We start from the raw sequence: 17,868 nt of genomic DNA, 5'->3' as shown, positions 1-17,868 counted from the left end.
ATAGTCGCTTGCATCTAGGCGCTTGGGTCTGCCTATGTACCGTAAAGACAATATTCTCTGGCCCGAGGGAGAGCCCCCCTCGGATGCCTATTGCGACGAGGACCGGCGCCTCGCGATCCTGACCGCGCACGGCACCGAAGCCATGCTCGACGATCCCGAACTGCAGGAAGTCGTCGATCTCGCCGCCAAGATCTGCGGCACACCGATAGCGATGGTCACCATGGTCGAGGAGGGGCGCCAGCTGTTCCTGACCCGGGTCGGGATCGACGCGCGCGAAACGCCGCGCCCAACCAGTTTCTGTGCGCATGCCATGCTCGGCACCGAGCCGATGGTGATCACCGATGCACGCGAGGACGAACGCTTCGCCGACAACCCGTTGGTGACGGGTGAACCGCATATCCGCTTCTATGCCGGCCATCCGCTGGTGTCGGTCGAGGGCGCTCCGCTGGGCGCTCTCTGTGTCATCGATACCGTGCCGCGCCCGGACGGGCTGACCGCGCTCCAGCGCGAGACCCTGGGTGTGCTGGGCAAGGCGGTCATGCGCCGCATCTCGCAGCGACGCATGGGCGAGACTGCGCAGGCCGCGGTCGCGGTCCGCGAAAGCTACCTCCAGCGGATGATCGACAGCGTCCCGGGGATCGCCTGGTCCGCCGATGCCGCAGGCAATTTCGATTACGTCAACGCGCAATGGGACGAGATGACCGGCCGGGCGCAGCCCAGGACGCTGGCGGACTGGCGCGCGACGATTCACCCGGAAGACTGGGACACTGCCTCGGGCGCGTTCCTTGCCTCGCTCGATAGCGGCAAGCCGTTCGAATTCGAATGGCGGTTGAAGCTGTCCGACGGCAATTATCGCTGGATGCTCGCCCGCGCGGTCCAGACGCCGGTTGGCGGGGGGCAGAACCGCTGGTTCGGCACGGTCATCGATGTCGATCGCCAGCGGCGTCTGTCCGAAGCGCGGGACCTGCTCGCGAACGAGCTGTCGCACCGGATCAAGAACATCTTCGCCGTGGTGTCGGGGCTGGTTGCGATCCGGTCGCGCGGGAAACCCGAAATCGCCGAGTTTGCCACCGAGCTAAACGACACCATCCGCGCTCTGGGCGCAGCGCATGATTACGTGCGGCCCGGTCACGGGCACCAGGGCGGCACGCTGTCGGGCCTGCTCGCCGATTTGCTGGCCCCTTACGGCACAGCGGAAGACAAGCGCTTCAGCGTGACGGGTCCGGGGATCGTGGTCGGTGCGCGTGCAGCCACCCCGCTGGCGCTCATTTTCCACGAGCTGGCGACCAATTCGGCGAAATACGGCGCGCTGTCGCGTGTCGACGGGCATGTGACCGTCACCGTCGAGGATGAATGCGAGGGTGAGGACGACAGCAAGGTCTGCGTCTTGTGGGAAGAAAGCGTACGCAGCGCCAGCGCACCCGAAGACAGCGCGCATGAGGGTTTCGGCTCGCGTCTCCTGCGGATGGCGGTCGAAGGCCAGCTGGGCGGTTCGTTCGAGCGCACGTTTTCGGACGACGGGCTCGATATCCGGATCGTCTTTCCGCGCAGTTCGATCGAAACCTGATCCCCCGCCCGCCTTGCACGCTTGGCGTGGCTGTGCTTTCCCGCCCGCCATGCGAAGTCTGACAATCCTTGCGCTGGGAATGGCGCTCCCCGCCTGCACCCCCGCCAGTGACGAAGGCGAGAGCTCCGCGCTTACGCCGCAGCAGGTCGTATCGCCATCGGGCGAGCCGGCCCCCGAAGTCTTCGTTGCCACCGCGTGGCGCGCGGTGGCCGCAGACGGTGCGCGCTACACCACCTATCTCGATGCCGACGGGACCTATCGCGACCTGCGCAACGGCGATCCGTGGCAGACCGGCAGCTGGACCTATAGCGTGGTCGAACGCGACAAGCGCCTGTGTTTCATGCCTGCGCCCGACAGCGGGATTGAGCGGTGCTGGGAGCCAGGCCGGATGTCCGGCGGGAAGATGAAGGCAACCAATGACGACGGGGTCTCGATCGAGCTCGAACGCGTCGATTACCGGCCTCCCGCAGATGCAGGTTCGGACGCGGACGTAGACGCAAACGCGGACGACGCACCCGCGTGACCGATACGCCCGCCCCGCTGCTCGAATTTCGCGACCTCAGGAAGAGCTACGAGGCGACCGAAGCGGTTGCGGGCGTCTCGCTCACGATCCCGCAGGGCGAATTCGTCGCGCTGGTCGGTGCCTCGGGCTCGGGCAAGTCGACGCTGCTCAAGACCGTCAACCGGCTGGTCGAGCCGACATCGGGCCAGGTGCGGTTCGAGGACGACAATGTCGAAAGCCTGCCGCTGGCCGCGCTGCGTCACAAGATCGGCTATGTCTTCCAGTCGGTCGGCCTGTTCCCGCATATGACCGTGGGCGAGAATATCGCCATCGGGCCGCGCCTCGTCGGCGAGCGGCTTGCCGCAGAGCGGATCGGCGAATTGCTCGAACTGGTCGATCTCGAGCCCGACATGGCCGCTCGGCTGCCCGACGAATTGTCGGGCGGGCAACGCCAGCGGGTCGGCGTGGCGCGCGCGCTGGCGAACGAGCCGCAGCTGCTGCTGATGGACGAACCCTTCGGCGCGCTCGATCCGATTACGCGCGACGCGCTGGGCGACCGGGTCCGCGCGCTGCATGCCGAATTCGGCCTGACCACCGTGATGGTGACGCATGACATGGCCGAAGCCCTGCTGCTCGCCGATCGCGTGCTGGTGATGGATACTGGGACGGTCGTGGCCGATGAAACCCCGCATTCGCTGCTCGCCGGGGCCGGCGGCGAGATCGCCCAGGGCCTCGTCGCAGTCCCGCGCGCGCAGGCCGACCGGCTGGCGGAGCTGGCAAGATGAGCGAAATCTGGACCACGCTGCTCGGGCTGGGCGACAAGCTTGCCGCGCATGTGCTGCTTTCCGCTGCCGCGATTGGGCTGGGAATCGCGGTGGCCCTGCCGCTGGCGATCTGGGCCAGCCGCTCGCCGGGTGTGGCGCGCGCCACGCTGGGCTTTGCCAGCCTGGTCCAGACGATCCCCGCGCTGGCGCTGCTTGCGCTGTTCTTCCCCATATTGCTGTCGCTGCGCGCGGTGTTTGGCGAAGGCCTGCCCACGCTGGGCTTCCTGCCTGCGCTGCTGGCGCTGGCGCTGTATGCACTGCTGCCGATCCTGCGCAATGCGGTGACCGCGCAGGTCAATCTCGACCCGGGCGTGATCGAGGCCGCGCACGGCGTCGGCATGAATTTCTGGCAGCGCCTGCGGCTGGTCGAAGCTCCGCTCACCGCGCCTTACATCATGGCCGGCATCCGTACCGCATCGGTGTGGACCATTGGTGCCGCCACACTCGCCACCACCATCGGACAGCCGAGCCTGGGCGATCCGATCTTCGCCGGACTGCAGACGCAGAACTGGGTGCTGGTGCTGGCGGGGTGCATTGCCAGCGCCGGGCTGGCGCTGGTCGCCGATGCGCTGCTGGGCCTGATCGAGAAAGGGCTCGCCACGCGCCGCCGGATGCTGACGTTCGGCGGGCTGGCGGCGGTCCTGCTGGGCATTCTTGGCGCGCTTACCGTCCAGTTCGGCGACCGGGGGGGCGACCGCATCGTCATCGGAGCCAAGGGCTTTTCCGAGCAATACATCCTCGCCCGCCTGATCGGGCAACGGCTCCAGGCGGAGGGCTTCTCGGTCGAATACCGTGACGGCCTGGGTTCGGCGGTCGCGCACCAGGCGGTATCGACCGGGGCGATCAATGTGCTGGTCGACTACACCGGTACCATCTGGACCAACCAGATGGAACGCAGCGACAATCCCGACCGCGAAACCATGCTTGCCGAAATTACCGCGTGGGAAACCCGCACCAGCGGCACGCATGTGCTGGGAAGGCTGGGTTTCGAAAACGCCTACGGCCTCGCCATGCCGCGCGCAGCGGCCGAGGCCGGCGGCTTTGCCAGTATCGGCGATCTCGCGGGACGCGCGCAGGACATGACCATCGGCGGCGATCCCGAATTCTTCGAACGGCCCGAATGGATCGCGGTGCGCGAGGCCTATGGCCTGCGCTTCGCCGCACGGCGCAATTTCTCGCCCACCTTCATGTACAATGCGCTGACCTCGGGCGAGGCCGACGTGATCGGTGCCTACACCTCCGACGGACGGATCGCGGCGGACGACCTCGTGATCCTCGACGATCCGGAAGGCGCCTTCCCCAATTACGACGCGATCATCCTCCTCGCCCCCGCAACCGGGGCCGACGACGCACTTGTTGCCGCGCTGGAACCACTGGTCGGTGCGATCAGCGTCGAAGCAATGCGCGAAGCCAATTATTCGGTCGATCGCGACGAAGACAAGCTGTCGTTCGGGGAGGCCGCGCGCCGCCTCGCCGAACGGATCGGCGGGTAGGCTAGCGTGCGCGCTGCCAGACCTGCGTCTGGCAGAAGGGGCCGATGCAGCCCTTGACCTCGAGCCGGTCGGGACCGCGGCGGCGCACTATCGAACGATAGGTCTTGCCGTTGTTGGGATCGTAGATTTCGCCGCGCCACGAATCCTCGTCTTCGGTGAAGCCGGTGAGGATCGCCATGCCGAGCAGCTTGCGGCTGCGCTTGGCGGCATCGCGGTTGTTGACGTCGCGCTGGTCGGCGCCCTGCGGCGGCGTGACGAGGAATTTGGCGATCCGCCCGCAGATACTGCGTCCGCAATCGCTGATCTGCACGACGGCGTCCTTTTCCGCGGTCACCCAGCGGCCTTCGATCGGTTCGGCGGCGGCCAGCGGCGTGGCGGCCAGCACAAGCGCGGCAACAGCAAGCAGGTGTTTCATGACGGGGGCGTCCTCCGCTGGCCTTCGGGAAAGCCCGCCCCACGCGGCCAGTCGCGGGCAGACAGGGCCATGCATTTGAACAATTCGCCCATGGCCTGCGGCTGAACGAGCCGGTCGTGCGCGGCCTTGATCTCTTGCGAACGCTCGGGCGCGGCGGATGCCAATCCCTGCGCGCGCAAGCCGATTCCCATCGCGGCGAGCCAGGCACCCTGCGTGGTCAGCGAGCTCGCCACGCCTTCGCGCCGCGCGATCGTGTCGAGCGTCGCGAAATCGACATGCGCGGTGAGATCCATCTCGCCGGGCGCGGCGAACACATCGACTTTCTGATGCGCCTGCACCGCCTGCAGCGTCGAGCCATGGCGCGGGGCCACATGGCCATAATCGATGAACAGCGCCGCGCCGCCCTGCACATCGAGCCGCTGCGCGAGCGATTGGACCAGCGCGGCGGCGGCGGGGCAGGTTTCGATCACGGTTCCGGCAGCCGCGGCGCGCTGCGCCTCGGGCACGACCTCGTCCATCGGGCTGGGCCCCGCGACGAAGGCGAAGCGATCCTCCTCCAGCCCCACCATGCGCTCGCGCCACCCCTTTGTGGTCATAACCAGCTGGCGGACCGGCAGCGCGTCGAGAAACTCGTTGGCAAGCAGCAGGATCGGGCGATCGTCGGGCAGGCTGTCGAGCGAATCGTGGAACTGCGCGCCGGCGAGCGCGGTACCCTGCACCGCGCGCAGCGCTTCGGACCCTTCGACGAGGTGCACGTCGGGATGCAGCCCCTGGCTTGCCATCGCGCGCAGCGCATCCTTCGCCAGCGTCCCGCGTCCAGGGCCGAGCTCGACATAGATCGCATCCGCCGGACGTCCCGCCCGCGCCCAGATATCCGCCAGCCACAGCCCCGCCATTTCGCCGAACATCTGGCTGATTTCGGGTGCGGTGGTGAAATCGCCCGCCGCGCCGAGCGGGTCGCGGCTGGTGTAATAGCGCGCATTGCTCTCACCCATATAGCGCGCCACAGGCATTGGCCCGTGCTGGGCGATCAGACGGCGGAAGACCGCCCCCAGCGCGGGCTCGCCCGGTTCGGTCATGCCTGCGTCGACGGGGATGCCTTGGCGCTACCGATGGCCGGGCGCAGCAATGCATAGACGAGCACTGCCAGCCCAACGCCGATCATCGGCAGGCTCAGCCACTGGCCGCGCGACAGGCCGGTTTCGACCACTACATGCGCCAGATGCGCATCGGGTTCGCGGAAAAACTCCATCAGGAACCGGCCCAGCCCCATGCCGATGGTGAAGATGCCGACGAGGAGACCCGGGCGATAGCGCGCTGGCGTCTTCCAGAACATGGCCAGCAGCAGCAACCCGAGCAGCAGGCCTTCGAACCCGGCCTGGTACAGCTGGCTGGGATGGCGCGGCAGTTGGTCCGGATCGGTCGGGAATATCATCGCCAGCGGGAAGCCGCCTTCGACCGGGCGTCCGTAAAGCTCGCCATTGACGAAATTCGCCAGCCGCCCGAGCATATAGGCGAGCGGGACATTGACCGCGATGTAATCGGTGATGCGGAGCCAGTTCAGACCGCCGCGCCAGGCGACCCAGGTAATCGCGATCAATACGCCGATGACCCCGCCGTGGAAGCTCATCCCGCCTTCCCACAGCTTGAACACATCCGCGCTGGCGAACAGTTCGGGCTTGTAGAAGGCCGCATAGCCGAGTCGCCCGCCGAGGATGACCCCGAGCGTGCAATAGAAGAACAGATCGTCCGCATGGCGCTGCGCCATCGGCGCGCCGGGGGCCTTGATCATCTTCGACAGGTGCCAATAGCCCAGCAGGATGCCGAGCAGGTAGGCGAGCGAGTAGAAGCGCAGCTGGAAGCCGCCGATCTCGAAGAGATAGGGCCGTAGCCCCAGATTCTCCCAGTAGATCGGCTCTGCCGCGCCCGATGCAGCCAGTAGTGACAGCAAGTGGTTATCCCCTTAGAGGTGTGCCCAAGGCCGCGTCCGGCGACCCATCGGGGGCGGCTTTTGGCATAGCAGGGGATTTGGGGAAAGCCTGCGTCGAGCCGCAGTTCATGCGCGAGCCTCGAGCACGAGGCCGCGTGCCGATTTGGAGAGGACACGAAACAACCCATGCCGACACAACTCGACAAGGATATCGACCGGATCACCAGGGCAGTGACCGAACCCGGCCAGATGTTCGAGCTGACCGAAGTCACCCGCCGCGGCGTTACCATGCCCGCGTTCAAGAATGCGCCGCCCAGCGTGGCGCATTATTTCGCGCATTTCTGCAACGAGAAGAAGGACGAGCTGTTCATCGTCGATGGCGAAATGCGGCTGACCTTCGGCGAAGTTTGGGGCGCGGCCTCGCATGTCGCGCATAGCCTTGCGACCGAGCACGGGATCGCCAAGGGCGACCGGGTCGGTATTGCCGCGCGCAATTCGGCCAACTGGATCATCGCCTATATGGGCATCCTGATGGCGGGCGGCTGCGCCACGCTGCTCAACGGCTGGTGGACCGGCGAGGAACTGGCCTACGGAATCGACCTGTGCGAGTGCAAGCTGGTGCTGGCCGATGCGCAGCGCGCCGAACGGCTCGAAGGGGTCCAGCATGGCGCCAAGGTCGTCGTGTTCGACCACGGCGTTCCGTCCGAAGGACTCGCCCCCATCTGGGCGGCGGGCAATACCGCGATGGCCATGCTCGGCCAGCTCGGTCCCGACGATCTTGCCACCATCCTTTATACCTCGGGATCGACCGGCCATCCCAAGGGCGCCTATTCGGATCATCTCGGCGTCGTGTCGGGCACGATGAACTACGTCTGCCAGACGGCGATGATGCTCCAGCTGCTGACCGAGAACGACGCCGCGCCGACCGTCCAGCCGAGCGCGCTGGTGGCGGTGCCGCTGTTCCATGTGACCGGCGAAGTGCCGCTCATGCTGCAAAGCTTCGCCATGGGCCGCAAGCTGGTGCTGATGCCCAAGTGGGATGCGACCAACGCGCTCGAACTGCTCGAGAAGGAACAGATCACCTATTTCGTCGGCGTTCCGCTGATGAGCTATGAGATCGCGGTCCATCCCGAGCGCGAGAAATACGATCTGTCGCAGTGCAAGACCTTCGCCGGTGGCGGCGCGGCCCGCCCGATCGAACACGTCAAGAAGATCAAGGATGCGTTCAAGGACGGCTTCCCCGCGCTGGGCTATGGCCTGACCGAAACCAATGGTGTCGGCGCGGGCAATTTGAACGAGAACTATCTCGCCAAGCCCAACAGCACCGGCATGCCCTCGCGGCCGCTGGTCGACATGGCCATTCTCGACGATGACGGCAAACCGCTCGAGCAGGGCAAGATCGGCGAGGTTTCGATCCGCTCGGTGTGCAACTTCCTCGGCTATTGGAAGAACGAGGACGCGACCAAGGCGGCCTATTCGGACGATGCCTATTTCCGCACCGGCGATCTCGGCTATCTCGACGAGGACAATTACCTCTTCATCGTCGATCGCAAGAAGGACATCATCATCCGCGGCGGCGAGAACATCAGCTGCATCGAAGTCGAAGAAGCGATCTACGCGCATCCCAAGGTTGCCGAATGCTCGGTCTTCGGCCTGCCCGACGAACGCTTCGGCGAAATTCCGGCGGCGGTCTATTATCCGCATCCGGGGCAGAGCCTGTCGGTCGAGGAACTGCAGGAGTTCCTGCGCGAACACATCGCCGCCTTCAAGGTGCCGTCGGTCATGTGGCAGAGCGAGGAACAGCTTCCCCGCCTTGGTACGCAGAAGGTCGACAAGCGCACCGTCAAGGCGACCTACGCCAAGGAGCACCTGGCCGCTTGAGCGTGACCCGTGTCCCCCGCCAGCGTGCCATCATCGACCGGCGGCAGCTCGCCTCCGGGATCGAGGCGCTGGTCGGGGAGCACGGCGACAAGGCCCGCCCGCATGTGGTGGCGCTGCTCAAGGCCGCGCTCGACCAGGGCCGTGCCGAGCTCGAGCGGCGGCTCGAGGAAAAGCCTTCGGCAGGGCACGAGAATGCGGGCGGCTTCGCCTTCCTGATCGACCAGCTGATCCGGGTGATCCACGATCACGCGACCACCCATCTCTATTCCAGCGCCAATCGCTCGCAGGCCGAACGGCTCGCGGTGATGGCGGTGGGCGGCTATGGCCGCGCGGAAATGTCGCCGCATTCGGATGTCGACATCGCCTTCCTCGTCGGCGGCAAGAAAACCGCCTGGTGCGAGCAGGTGGTCGAGGCGATGCTCTACCTGATGTGGGATCTCGGGCTGAAGGTCGGTCATTCGACGCGCACGCTCGACGAAGCGATGCGGCTGTCGAAGAACGACCTGACCATCCGCACCGCGCTGCTCGAAGGGCGCTATGTCTGGGGCGACCAGGAGCTTTACGACGAGGGCTCGCGCCGCTTTACGACCGAAGTCGTGCGCGGCAACGAGCGCGCCTTCGTCACTGAGAAACTGGCCGAGCGCAATGCGCGCCACAAGCGCATGGGCGACAGCCGCTATGTCGTCGAACCCAATGTGAAGGACGGCAAGGGGGGCCTGCGCGACCTGCATACGCTCTACTGGATCGGCAAGTTCATCCACCGCGTCCGCGCCGCCGCCGAACTGGTCGATGTCGGCCTGTTTACCCCGGCCGAATACCGCAGCTTCCGCCGCGCGGAAAACTTCCTGCTCGCAGTGCGCAGCCATATGCATGTGCTGACCGGGCGCGCCGAGGACCGGCTGACCTTCGACCTCCAGCGCCGCATTGCCGAGCGGATGAATTTCGCCGAGCGGCCGGGCAAGAGCTCGGTCGAACGGTTCATGCAATTCTATTTCCTGCAGGCGAAGCGGGTCGGATCGCTGACCGGCATTTTCCTCGCGCATATCGACGAACAGTTCGAGGCCAAGACCGCGCGGCGCGGGTTCTTCGCCGGGTGGAAGCAGAAGGCGCGTATCCTCAAGGGATACCGGGTCTATGGCGGAAAGATCGCCGCGCCGACGGACGAATGGTTCAAGCAGGATCCGGTGCGACTGATCGAAATTTTCCAGCTGGCCGAAGCCGAAGAGCTCGAAATCCACCCCGAAACCATGCGCCAGGCCAATCGCGACAGCGGGCTGATCGACCACAAGATTCGCGAGGATGCCCGCGCCAATGCGCTGTTCCTCGACCTGCTGTGCGGCCGTAACGATCCCGAAATGGTCTTGCGCTGGATGAACGAGGCCAACGTCTTCGGGAAATTCGTGCCCGATTTCGGCAAGGTCAACGCGCAGATGCAGTTCGACATGTACCACCATTATACGGTGGACGAGCATACCATTCGCGCGATCGGCCTGCTCAACCAGATCGAGAAGGGCGAACTGGCGGGCGACCATCCGCGCGCGACGCGGCTGATCCACAAGGTGGGATCGCGCCGCACCGCCTATGTCGCCGCACTGCTACACGATATCGCCAAGGGCCGCGGGGGCGACCATTCGGTGCTCGGGGCGGAAGTTGCCGAGGACCTGTGCCCGCGCTTCGGCCTCACCGAAAGCGAGACCGAGATGGTCGCCTGGCTGGTGCGCAACCATTTGCTGATGAGCCACACCGCGCAAAAACGCGACCTGACCGATCCCAAGACGATCGAGGATTTCGTCGGGCATGTGCAGAGCCACGAACGGCTGCGCCATCTCGCCATCCTCACCGCAGTCGATATCCGCGCGGTCGGGCCCGGCACGTGGAACAGCTGGAAGGGGCAATTGCTGGGCGAGCTGTACGACGTCTCCAGCGAACGCCTGCGGCTGGGGCATATGCGCCATGGCCGCGACCAGAAGGTCGCGCACAAGCAGGCCGAGGTGGTCGATTTGCTCGGCGAGCGCTCGGGTCTGGTCGAGGATCTCGCCGAGACTGTGGGCGATGCCTATTGGATCGCCGAGCCGACCGATATCATCGCGCTCAACCTGGTGCATTATGCCGCGGCGCGCGCGGCGGAGCACGAACTGTCGATCCATTGCGAATATTACGAGGCGCGCGGGGCCACGCTCGTCACGGTGATCGCCGCCGACCATCCGGGTCTGTTCTATCGCATTGCGGGCGGCATCCACCTGGCTGGCGGAAACATCATCGATGCGCGTATCCACACCACGCGCATGGGCTGGGCGCTGGACAATTTCCTCGTCCAGGACCCGCATGGCGAACCCTTCGCCGAAGCGGGCCAGCTCGACCGGCTGAAGAAAAGCATTGCCGATGCGCTGGCGCATCGGGTCGATCTTGCCCCGCGCCTCGCGCAGCGTCCGCTGCCGCATAGCCGCGCGCGCGCCTTCGACGTCGCCCCGCGTGTCCTGTTCGACAACAAGGCGTCGAACAAGTTCACCGTCATCGAAGTCAATGCGCGCGACCGTTCGGCGCTGCTCAACCGCCTGGCGCGCGCGCTGTTCGAAAGCCGGCTGGTGGTGCATTCGGCGCATATCACCAATTACGGCGAACGCGCGGCGGACACCTTCTACGTGACCGACCTTACGGGCGGAAAGCTGGAGCCGGGCGAGCGGATGAACCGTATCGAAGCGCGGCTGATGGAAGCCGCCAGCGATGCCACGCAGGACCGCCTCGAGAACGCGTGACGGGGCAGGCCGTACCCGGCTGGCCCGTCAGACCTGCGGGGGACGCGCGCCGAACAGCGCGGTGCCCACACGCACATGCGTCGCGCCCAGCTTGATCGCGGTTTCGTAGTCCCCGCTCATGCCCATGCTGCGGCCTTCAAGGCCGTGGTCGCGCGCGAGCTTGTCGAGGAAGGCGAAGAACGGCGCGGGCTCGATATCGGCGGGCGGCAGGCACATCAGCCCCGCGATCGGGATATCGGCCGAGCGCGCCTGGTCGAGCAGTGCGGGCAACTCGGCCAGCGGGCAGCCGCCCTTTTGCTGTTCCTCGCCCAGATCGACCTGCACGAAGCAGGGCACGCGCTTGCCCGCCTTGTCCATCGCCTTGCCCAGCGCCTTGACGAGGCTGGGCCGGTCGAGCGAGTGGATGACATCGAACAGCGCGACGGCATCGTCGGCCTTGTTCGACTGCAACTGGCCGATGAGGTGCAACTGGACCGCGGGATGCGCCTCGCGCAGCGCGGGCCACTTGCCCTGCGCTTCCTGCACGCGGTTTTCGCCAAAATGACGCTGGCCTTCACGCAGCAGCGGTTCGATCGCGGCGGCGGGGTGCATCTTGCTGACGGCAATCAGCGTCACCTCGCCCGGCTCGCGGCGGGCGATCTGGCAGGCCTGCGCGATAGTCGCCTGCACTTGCTGAAGCGGGGTCTCTGCCTTTTCCATCGCGGCGCGCTATAGCGACAATATGCGCGATAAACAGTCCCTCCCGCTGATCTGGTTGCTAAGCGATGCCCGCAACGACGCGCGGCTGGAGGAAGCGCTCGCGGCGCTCCCGCAAGGTTCGGGCTTCGTCTTTCGCCACTACCACCTGGGCCCCGCCGCACGGCGCGCGCGGTTCGACACCCTCGCCGCCGTAGCGCAGGCATACGGGCATGTGGTCGTGCTCGGCGATACGCAGGAGTGGGGCGCGGATGGCCATTACGGCGTGCCCGAGAAGCTCGGCCGCGGCCTGCGGCTTGCCACCGCGCATGACGAGCAGGAAATGCAGGCCGCCGTGGCGGCGCAGGCCGACGGCATCTTCCTCTCGCCGGTCTTCCCGACCGCCTCGCACCCCGGCGCCGCCACGCTGGGCGCGGCCGGGTTTCATGCACTGGCGGACCGGTCACCCGTCCCCGTCATCGCGCTGGGCGGCATGACCCACGAACGCGCGCGCGAACTCGACTGGCCACGCTGGGGCGCGATCGACGGACTCGGTTCGACGAAGGCCGCTTGACGGCGGAGTCCCCGAGGATTCATACTGCGCGCTCTCAACGGATCAGGGGACCCTACATGGCTTCGCGCGCAGGCGCAGCACCCGATTGGCGCGCGGCGTTTCGCCGCTCCTTCCGCCGTGCCACGCATATGGCGGGCGCCGGAGTGCTGTTCGCGCTGCTCGTTTTCCTGACGCTGGCACTGGCGAGTTACACCCAGACCGACCCCAGCCCCTCGACCGCAGCCAGCGGGGCGGACATCCGCAACTGGATGGGCGCCAGCGGGGCCTGGGCGAGCGAACGCGCGCTCAATTTCCTCGGCCTGCCCGCAGTGCTGCTGCTTCCGCTGTTCTATATCTCCGCGCGGCGGCTGTGGACCGGGGTCGAGCGCGAGGACGAGGAGGAAACGCCCGGCCGCTGGTGGCGCCCTGTCGCCATGCTGCTCGCCGCGATCGCGCTGCTCGACACGGTGCTGGCACTGGTTTTCGATCCCGCCACCGGCAGCCTGCCCGCAGGTGTCGGCGGATTGTTCGGCCAGCTCGGCGGGCTGGGGATCGAAGCGGTGGCGGAGCGCTTCGGCGGCGCATTCTCCGGCTGGATCGTGCTGGTCCTCGCCCTGATCGCGCTGGGCGGCGGCATCGCGCTGGTTACCCGCGTCTTCGCGATCGACTGGGCGCAATTCCTCACCCTGCCCGACTTCGTGAAACGCAAGGCGCAGCTGCCCGAGCTCGACCTGCCGCTCGCGCCGAAGAAGCAGAAGCGCGCGGCCAAATCGTCCGAGGATGACGAGGCGGAGCCGGTGCCGATGAACGAGCCGCGGCGCGCACCCGAAATCGCCGATCCTGCGCCGACCCCGGTTCAGCCAAGGCCGGCCAAGGCCAAGCAGCGCGACATGTTCGCCAATTACCAGCTGCCGAGCCACGACCTGCTCGACGACGCCCCCGATCATACCGCGCCCAAGCTCGACAAGATGGCGCTCGAACGCAATGCGCGGCTGCTCGAAAACGTGCTCGACGATTTCAACGTCAAGGGCGAGATCACCGCGGTGCGCGCGGGGCCGGTGGTCACCATGTACGAGCTCGAACCCGCGCCCGGCATCAAGGCCAGCCGCGTGGTCGGGCTGGCCGAAGACATCGCGCGCAACATGTCGGCGATCAGCGCGCGCGTGTCGCCGATCCCGGGCAAGACGGTCATCGGCATCGAATTGCCCAATGCCGATCGCCAGATGGTCAGCTACAAGCAGCTCGCCAATTCGGCAGCATTCGTCGACCACCAGGGCAGCCTGCCGATGATCCTCGGCAAGGATATCGCAGGCGAACCGATCGTCGCCGATCTGGCCGCGATGCCGCATCTGCTGGTCGCGGGCACCACCGGTTCGGGCAAGTCGGTCGGACTGAACGCCATCCTGCTGTCGCTGCTCTATCGCTTCACGCCCGACGAATGCCGGTTGATCCTGATCGACCCCAAAGTGCTCGAGCTGAAGAGCTATGATGACATCCCCCACCTGCTCAGCCCGGTGGTGACCGAGCCGCACAAGAGCGTGCGCGCGCTCAAATGGGCGGTCGAGGAGATGGAGCGGCGCTACCGGATGATGTCGTCGGTCAATTCGCGCAATATCGCCGGCTTCAACGAGAAGGTCGGCAAGGCGATCGAGAAGGGCAAGCCGCTTGGCCGCCGCGTGCAGACCGGCTTCGACCCCGAAACCGGCGAGGAACTCTACGAGGAAGAGCAGCTCGATTACGAACCGCTGCCGCTGATCGTGCTGATCGTCGACGAGCTGGCCGATCTGATGGTCACCGTGGGCAAGGAAATCGAAGTGCTGATCCAGCGGCTGTCGCAGAAGAGCCGCGCCGCCGGCATCCATCTGATCATGGCGACGCAGCGCCCCTCGGTCGATGTCATCACCGGCGTCATCAAGGCGAACCTGCCGACGCGCATCAGCTTCAAGGTGACCAGCCGCATCGACAGCCGCACGATCCTCGGCGAGCAGGGTGCCGAACAGCTGCTGGGCAAGGGCGACATGCTCTACAAGCCCAATACCGGCGCGATGATCCGCGTTCACGGCCCCTTCGTCAGCGACGAGGAAGTCGAACGCGTCGCGACCCACTGGCGCGCGCAGGGCAAGCCCGATTACGTCGATGCCGTGACCGAGGAGCCGGAGGATGGCGGTTTCAACTTCGAGGACGAATTTACCGCGTCGGACAATCCCGAAGAGCGCAAGTATCGCCAGGCCTGCCAGATCGTGATCGAAAACCAGAAGGCATCGGGTTCATGGCTGCAGCGTCAGATGGGCGTAGGTTACAATACCGCCGCCAAGTGGATCGAACGCATGGAAAGCGAAGGGCTGGTGGGCCCCGCCAACCATGTCGGGCGGCGCGAGATATTCCGCGATCAGGACGGCAATCCGCTCTGACCGCCATACGGACGAACCACGAGGTTCAGAATCCGCGCGACTCGCGGGGATGGGCGAGCTAGATAGCGCGCCGATGACCAGCCCCACCGACGACACCGCAAGCACAGCCGAGACCGACAAGGCCCGCACCGGAGCGTTCGCCAGCCGCCGTCCGATCAGCCGGTTGACGATACTGCGCGCGCTGGTCGAAGTGCGCATGTGGTGGCGCGACGGGGTGATCGCCGATCTCGACCATGTCGCCACGATCGAACGCGTGCGCGGCGAATCGCTGCTCACCAGCCGCTATATCTTCATGACCGCGATGAGCGCGGGCATCGCGATCCTCGGCCTGCTGCTGTCGTCGCCTGCGGTGGTCATCGGCGCCATGCTGCTCTCGCCGCTGATGAACCCGATCCTCGGCACCGGCTTCTCGCTCGCCACGGGCGATGCCGATTGGCTGCGGCGCTGCGGCAAGGCGCTGGTGGCGGGGTCGGTCTTCGCGATCCTGTTCTGTGCGCTGATCGTCTATTTCTCGCCGTTGCAGACGGTGACCGAGGAAATCGCCGCGCGCACGCGGCCCAATCTGTTCGACTTGCTGGTCGCGCTGTTTTCGGCGCTGGCCGGATCCTATGCCGTGATCCGCGGGCGCGAAGGCACGATCGTGGGCGTGGCGATCGCCACCGCCCTGATGCCGCCGCTGGCGGTGGTGGGCTTCGGCCTCGCCACCTTCAATTGGACGGTCTTCGGCGGCGCGCTGGGCCTGTTCATCACCAACCTCGTGACGATCGGCCTGACCGCTGCGCTGATGGCGCGGCTCTACGGCTTCCAGTCGGACATGACGCACCGCCAGACCCGGTTGCAGTCGATGGTGATGGTGGCGGTGTTCGTCTCGCTGGCGGTGCCGCTCGGCTTCTCGCTGAGGACGATTGCCTGGGAGGCGAACGGCCAGCGAATCGTCAACCAAGAGGTCGCCGAGGCCTTCACCGGACGCGCGCGGGTCGAACAGCCGATCGTCAATTGGGCGGCCGAACCCGTAACCATCGCCGCCAGCGTCTTTACCCCCGAGTTCAATCCCGGCGCCGACAGCGAGGTGGCCGAACGGCTGTCGCAGCGGCTGGGCCGGCCGGTGGTGGTGACGATCGACCAGTTCCAGGTCGGTACAGATCCGGGCGCCGCCGAGCAGGCCGCATTGGCGCAGGCGCGCGTGCGCGAGGCGGCCGAGGCGAGCGAGCGCCAGATCGCGACACTGGGGCAAAGCGTCGCTCTGATCGCCGGAGTCGCGCGCAAGGATGTGATGCTCGATCGCGAGAACCAGACGGTTCAGGCGACCGCACAACCGCTCGCAGGCCTCACCCTCTCGGGCTACCGCCAGCTGGAGCAGCGGCTCGAGCGCACGACGCCGGGCTGGACGGTCGATTTACGTCCGCCCCTTGTCGCCCTGCCCGAGGTTACCGTCGGCGAAGAGGGTCTTGATGACGCGAATACGTCGCGGGTCGCGCTGATCGGCTGGGCTGCGCGGCGCACCGGCCTGCGGATCACCTTGAGTGGCAGCGAAAGTGCGCTTGCCGTAGTGACGCAGGCGCTCGGCGCGGACGCCCGCTATATCGACACTCGCACATCGGGAGGCGGGAATACCGTGACCGCCGCCTGGTCGACGGCTGCGGGCACTGTGCCCGACTAGACCCGGCCCGGCATGCAAGAAGGGGCCAGGCTTGCCGCCGCTTGGTTGCAGTTGTAACGGACGCGCGCAATCAAGGAGTCCCCCCATGCGCATCGGCAGCCCCAAGGAAATCAAGAACCACGAATACCGCGTCGGCCTGACGCCCGAGAGCGCGAAAGAGCTCGTCATGCAGGGCCATGAGGTGTGGATCGAGACCCAGGCGGGTGCCGGCATCGACGCCAATGACGACCAATATGTCGCCGCAGGGGCGAAAATCGTCGACGGTCCCGATCCGATCTTCGCCGAATGCGAAATGGTGGTGAAGGTCAAGGAGCCGCAGTCGGTCGAGCGCAAGAAGCTGCGCGAGGGCCAGATCCTCTACACTTACCTGCACCTGGCACCCGATGCGGACCAGACGAAGGAACTGCTCGACAGCGGCGTCACCGCGATCGCCTATGAGACGGTAACCGGTCCGCGCGGCCAGCTGCCGCTGCTCAAGCCGATGAGCCAGGTCGCCGGCCGAATGAGCGTGCAGGCGGGCGCCACCGCGCTCGAGAAGGCGCATGGCGGACGCGGCGTGCTGCTGGGCGGTGTCCCGGGCGTGATGCCGGGCAAGGTCGTGGTGATCGGCGGCGGCGTGGTCGGCTTCAATGCCGCGCAGATGGCGGTCGGCCTCGGTGCCGACGTGACCATTCTCGATCGCGATCCCGAAGTGCTCGAAAAGGTCGGCACGCATTTCGAGGCGCGCGCCAGCACGCGCTTTTCCAACGCGGCCAATCTCTACGACGCAGTGACCAATGCCGATCTGGTGATCGGGGCGGTGCTGATCCCCGGGGCCGCGGCACCCAAGCTGGTGACGCGCGAGATGCTCAAGGACATGCACAAGGGTGCGGTGCTGGTCGATGTCGCGATCGACCAGGGCGGGTGTTTCGAAACCAGCCGCGCGACGACGCATGCCGAACCGACCTATGTCATCGACGATGTCGTGCATTATTGCGTCGCCAACATGCCCGGCGCGGTGGCGCGCACGAGCACCTATGCGCTCAACAACGTGACGCTGCCGCATGCGCTGCGCATCGCGCGGATGGGCTGGAAGGATGCGCTCGCCGCCGATCCGCATCTCGCCGAAGGGCTCAACGTCCACCGCGGCGAAGTGACCTATGAAGCGGTCGCCACCGAACTCGGCTACGACTATCGCCCGGCGGCGGAACTGCTCCGCTAG

At 66.4% G+C, this 17,868-nt stretch carries 14 protein-coding genes; 10 read left to right on the top strand and 4 right to left on the bottom strand.

From position 1 onward, the window contains the following. Positions 1-34: 34 nt before the first annotated feature. From J2S32_RS11615 to J2S32_RS11600, 4 genes are read left to right on the top strand one after another with little or no spacing between them, the layout of a single operon-like run. Entirely contained in the window at positions 35-1,567 is a 1,533-nt protein-coding gene (locus tag J2S32_RS11615; protein WP_253521522.1) for a sensor histidine kinase, read from the top strand. Positions 1,568-1,616: 49 nt separating this feature from the next. Continuing rightward, positions 1,617-2,090 carry a hypothetical protein gene (locus tag J2S32_RS11610; protein WP_253521520.1) on the top strand — a complete coding sequence of 158 codons (474 nt, stop codon included), beginning with the start codon at positions 1,617-1,619 and terminating at the stop codon, positions 2,088-2,090. Then, positions 2,087-2,854, top strand: coding sequence for an ATP-binding cassette domain-containing protein (locus J2S32_RS11605; RefSeq protein WP_253521518.1), 768 nt, complete (start codon positions 2,087-2,089; stop codon positions 2,852-2,854). The genes J2S32_RS11610 and J2S32_RS11605 overlap by 4 nt, the downstream gene beginning before the upstream one ends. Continuing rightward, positions 2,851-4,386, top strand: a complete 1,536-nt coding sequence (locus tag J2S32_RS11600; protein ID WP_253521516.1) for an ABC transporter permease/substrate-binding protein — start codon at positions 2,851-2,853, stop codon at positions 4,384-4,386. The genes J2S32_RS11605 and J2S32_RS11600 overlap by 4 nt, the downstream gene beginning before the upstream one ends. Position 4,387: 1 nt before the next feature. Here the strand turns inward: J2S32_RS11600 and J2S32_RS11595 are convergent, their stop codons facing one another. Genes J2S32_RS11595 through lgt form a run of 3 tightly spaced genes read right to left on the bottom strand, consistent with a single transcriptional unit; the run spans position 4,388 to position 6,752 of the window. Next, positions 4,388-4,801: a DUF2147 domain-containing protein gene (locus tag J2S32_RS11595; protein ID WP_253521513.1), complete on the bottom strand. Its 414-nt coding sequence runs from the start codon at positions 4,799-4,801 to the stop codon at positions 4,388-4,390. Then, the gene (locus J2S32_RS11590) at positions 4,798-5,880 is read right to left on the bottom strand and encodes a class I SAM-dependent methyltransferase (RefSeq protein ID WP_253521510.1); all 1,083 of its coding nucleotides are present in this window, start codon (positions 5,878-5,880) and stop codon (positions 4,798-4,800) included. Before J2S32_RS11590 ends, J2S32_RS11595 begins: the two co-directional genes overlap by 4 nt. Beyond that, the gene (lgt, locus tag J2S32_RS11585) at positions 5,877-6,752 is read right to left on the bottom strand and encodes a prolipoprotein diacylglyceryl transferase (RefSeq protein WP_253521508.1); all 876 of its coding nucleotides are present in this window, start codon (positions 6,750-6,752) and stop codon (positions 5,877-5,879) included. Before lgt ends, J2S32_RS11590 begins: the two co-directional genes overlap by 4 nt. A 165-nt stretch (positions 6,753-6,917) precedes the next feature. On the opposite strand from lgt, the gene J2S32_RS11580 reads away from it, so the two are divergent. Together J2S32_RS11580 and J2S32_RS11575 are read left to right on the top strand one after the other, a co-directional pair. Beyond that, positions 6,918-8,612, top strand: coding sequence for a class I adenylate-forming enzyme family protein (locus J2S32_RS11580; RefSeq protein WP_253521506.1), 1,695 nt, complete (start codon positions 6,918-6,920; stop codon positions 8,610-8,612). Then, complete coding sequence (locus J2S32_RS11575; protein ID WP_253521503.1) at positions 8,609-11,368, top strand: [protein-PII] uridylyltransferase; 2,760 nt, start codon at positions 8,609-8,611, stop codon at positions 11,366-11,368. The genes J2S32_RS11580 and J2S32_RS11575 overlap by 4 nt, the downstream gene beginning before the upstream one ends. Positions 11,369-11,395: 27 nt before the next feature. Here J2S32_RS11575 and J2S32_RS11570 read toward each other — a convergent pair whose 3' ends face one another. After that, positions 11,396-12,067, bottom strand: coding sequence for a YggS family pyridoxal phosphate-dependent enzyme (locus J2S32_RS11570; protein WP_253521501.1), 672 nt, complete (start codon positions 12,065-12,067; stop codon positions 11,396-11,398). Positions 12,068-12,089: 22 nt separating this feature from the next. Here J2S32_RS11570 and J2S32_RS11565 point away from each other — a divergent pair, with 22 nt between their 5' ends. The 4 genes from J2S32_RS11565 to ald all read left to right on the top strand — a co-directional run bounded on the left by J2S32_RS11565 (position 12,090) and on the right by ald (position 17,868). Then, entirely contained in the window at positions 12,090-12,617 is a 528-nt protein-coding gene (locus tag J2S32_RS11565) for a thiamine phosphate synthase (protein ID WP_253521498.1), read from the top strand. Between the two features lie 56 nt (positions 12,618-12,673). Beyond that, positions 12,674-15,007, top strand: coding sequence for an FtsK/SpoIIIE family DNA translocase (locus J2S32_RS11560; protein ID WP_253521496.1), 2,334 nt, complete (start codon positions 12,674-12,676; stop codon positions 15,005-15,007). 73 nt (positions 15,008-15,080) lie between these two features. Further along, positions 15,081-16,667, top strand: a complete 1,587-nt coding sequence (locus J2S32_RS11555) for a DUF389 domain-containing protein (RefSeq protein ID WP_253521494.1) — start codon at positions 15,081-15,083, stop codon at positions 16,665-16,667. Between the two features lie 85 nt (positions 16,668-16,752). Beyond that, complete coding sequence (ald, locus tag J2S32_RS11550) at positions 16,753-17,868, top strand: alanine dehydrogenase (protein ID WP_253521491.1); 1,116 nt, start codon at positions 16,753-16,755, stop codon at positions 17,866-17,868.

It is taken from the genome of Qipengyuania citrea, assembly GCF_024171405.1.
In the GTDB taxonomy this organism is placed as follows: domain Bacteria; phylum Pseudomonadota; class Alphaproteobacteria; order Sphingomonadales; family Sphingomonadaceae; genus Qipengyuania; species Qipengyuania profunda.
Note: the sequence above shows the minus strand (reverse complement) of the source record. Positions and strands in the feature narration are given on the sequence as shown.

Excerpts from the sequence above, each read along its gene's own strand:
- J2S32_RS11570 (WP_253521501.1), bottom strand. The coding sequence starts at position 12,067 with ATGGAAAAGGCAGAGACCCCGCTTCAGCAAGTGCAGGCGACTATCGCG.
- J2S32_RS11565 (WP_253521498.1), top strand. The coding sequence starts at position 12,090 with ATGCGCGATAAACAGTCCCTCCCGCTGATCTGGTTGCTAAGCGATGCC.
- ald (WP_253521491.1), top strand. The coding sequence starts at position 16,753 with ATGCGCATCGGCAGCCCCAAGGAAATCAAGAACCACGAATACCGCGTC.
- J2S32_RS11600 (WP_253521516.1), top strand. The coding sequence starts at position 2,851 with ATGAGCGAAATCTGGACCACGCTGCTCGGGCTGGGCGACAAGCTTGCC.
- J2S32_RS11555 (WP_253521494.1), top strand. The coding sequence starts at position 15,081 with ATGACCAGCCCCACCGACGACACCGCAAGCACAGCCGAGACCGACAAG.
- J2S32_RS11610 (WP_253521520.1), top strand. The coding sequence starts at position 1,617 with ATGCGAAGTCTGACAATCCTTGCGCTGGGAATGGCGCTCCCCGCCTGC.
- J2S32_RS11560 (WP_253521496.1), top strand. The coding sequence starts at position 12,674 with ATGGCTTCGCGCGCAGGCGCAGCACCCGATTGGCGCGCGGCGTTTCGC.
- J2S32_RS11595 (WP_253521513.1), bottom strand. The coding sequence starts at position 4,801 with ATGAAACACCTGCTTGCTGTTGCCGCGCTTGTGCTGGCCGCCACGCCG.
- J2S32_RS11590 (WP_253521510.1), bottom strand. The coding sequence starts at position 5,880 with ATGACCGAACCGGGCGAGCCCGCGCTGGGGGCGGTCTTCCGCCGTCTG.
- J2S32_RS11580 (WP_253521506.1), top strand. The coding sequence starts at position 6,918 with ATGCCGACACAACTCGACAAGGATATCGACCGGATCACCAGGGCAGTG.
- J2S32_RS11615 (WP_253521522.1), top strand. The coding sequence starts at position 35 with ATGTACCGTAAAGACAATATTCTCTGGCCCGAGGGAGAGCCCCCCTCG.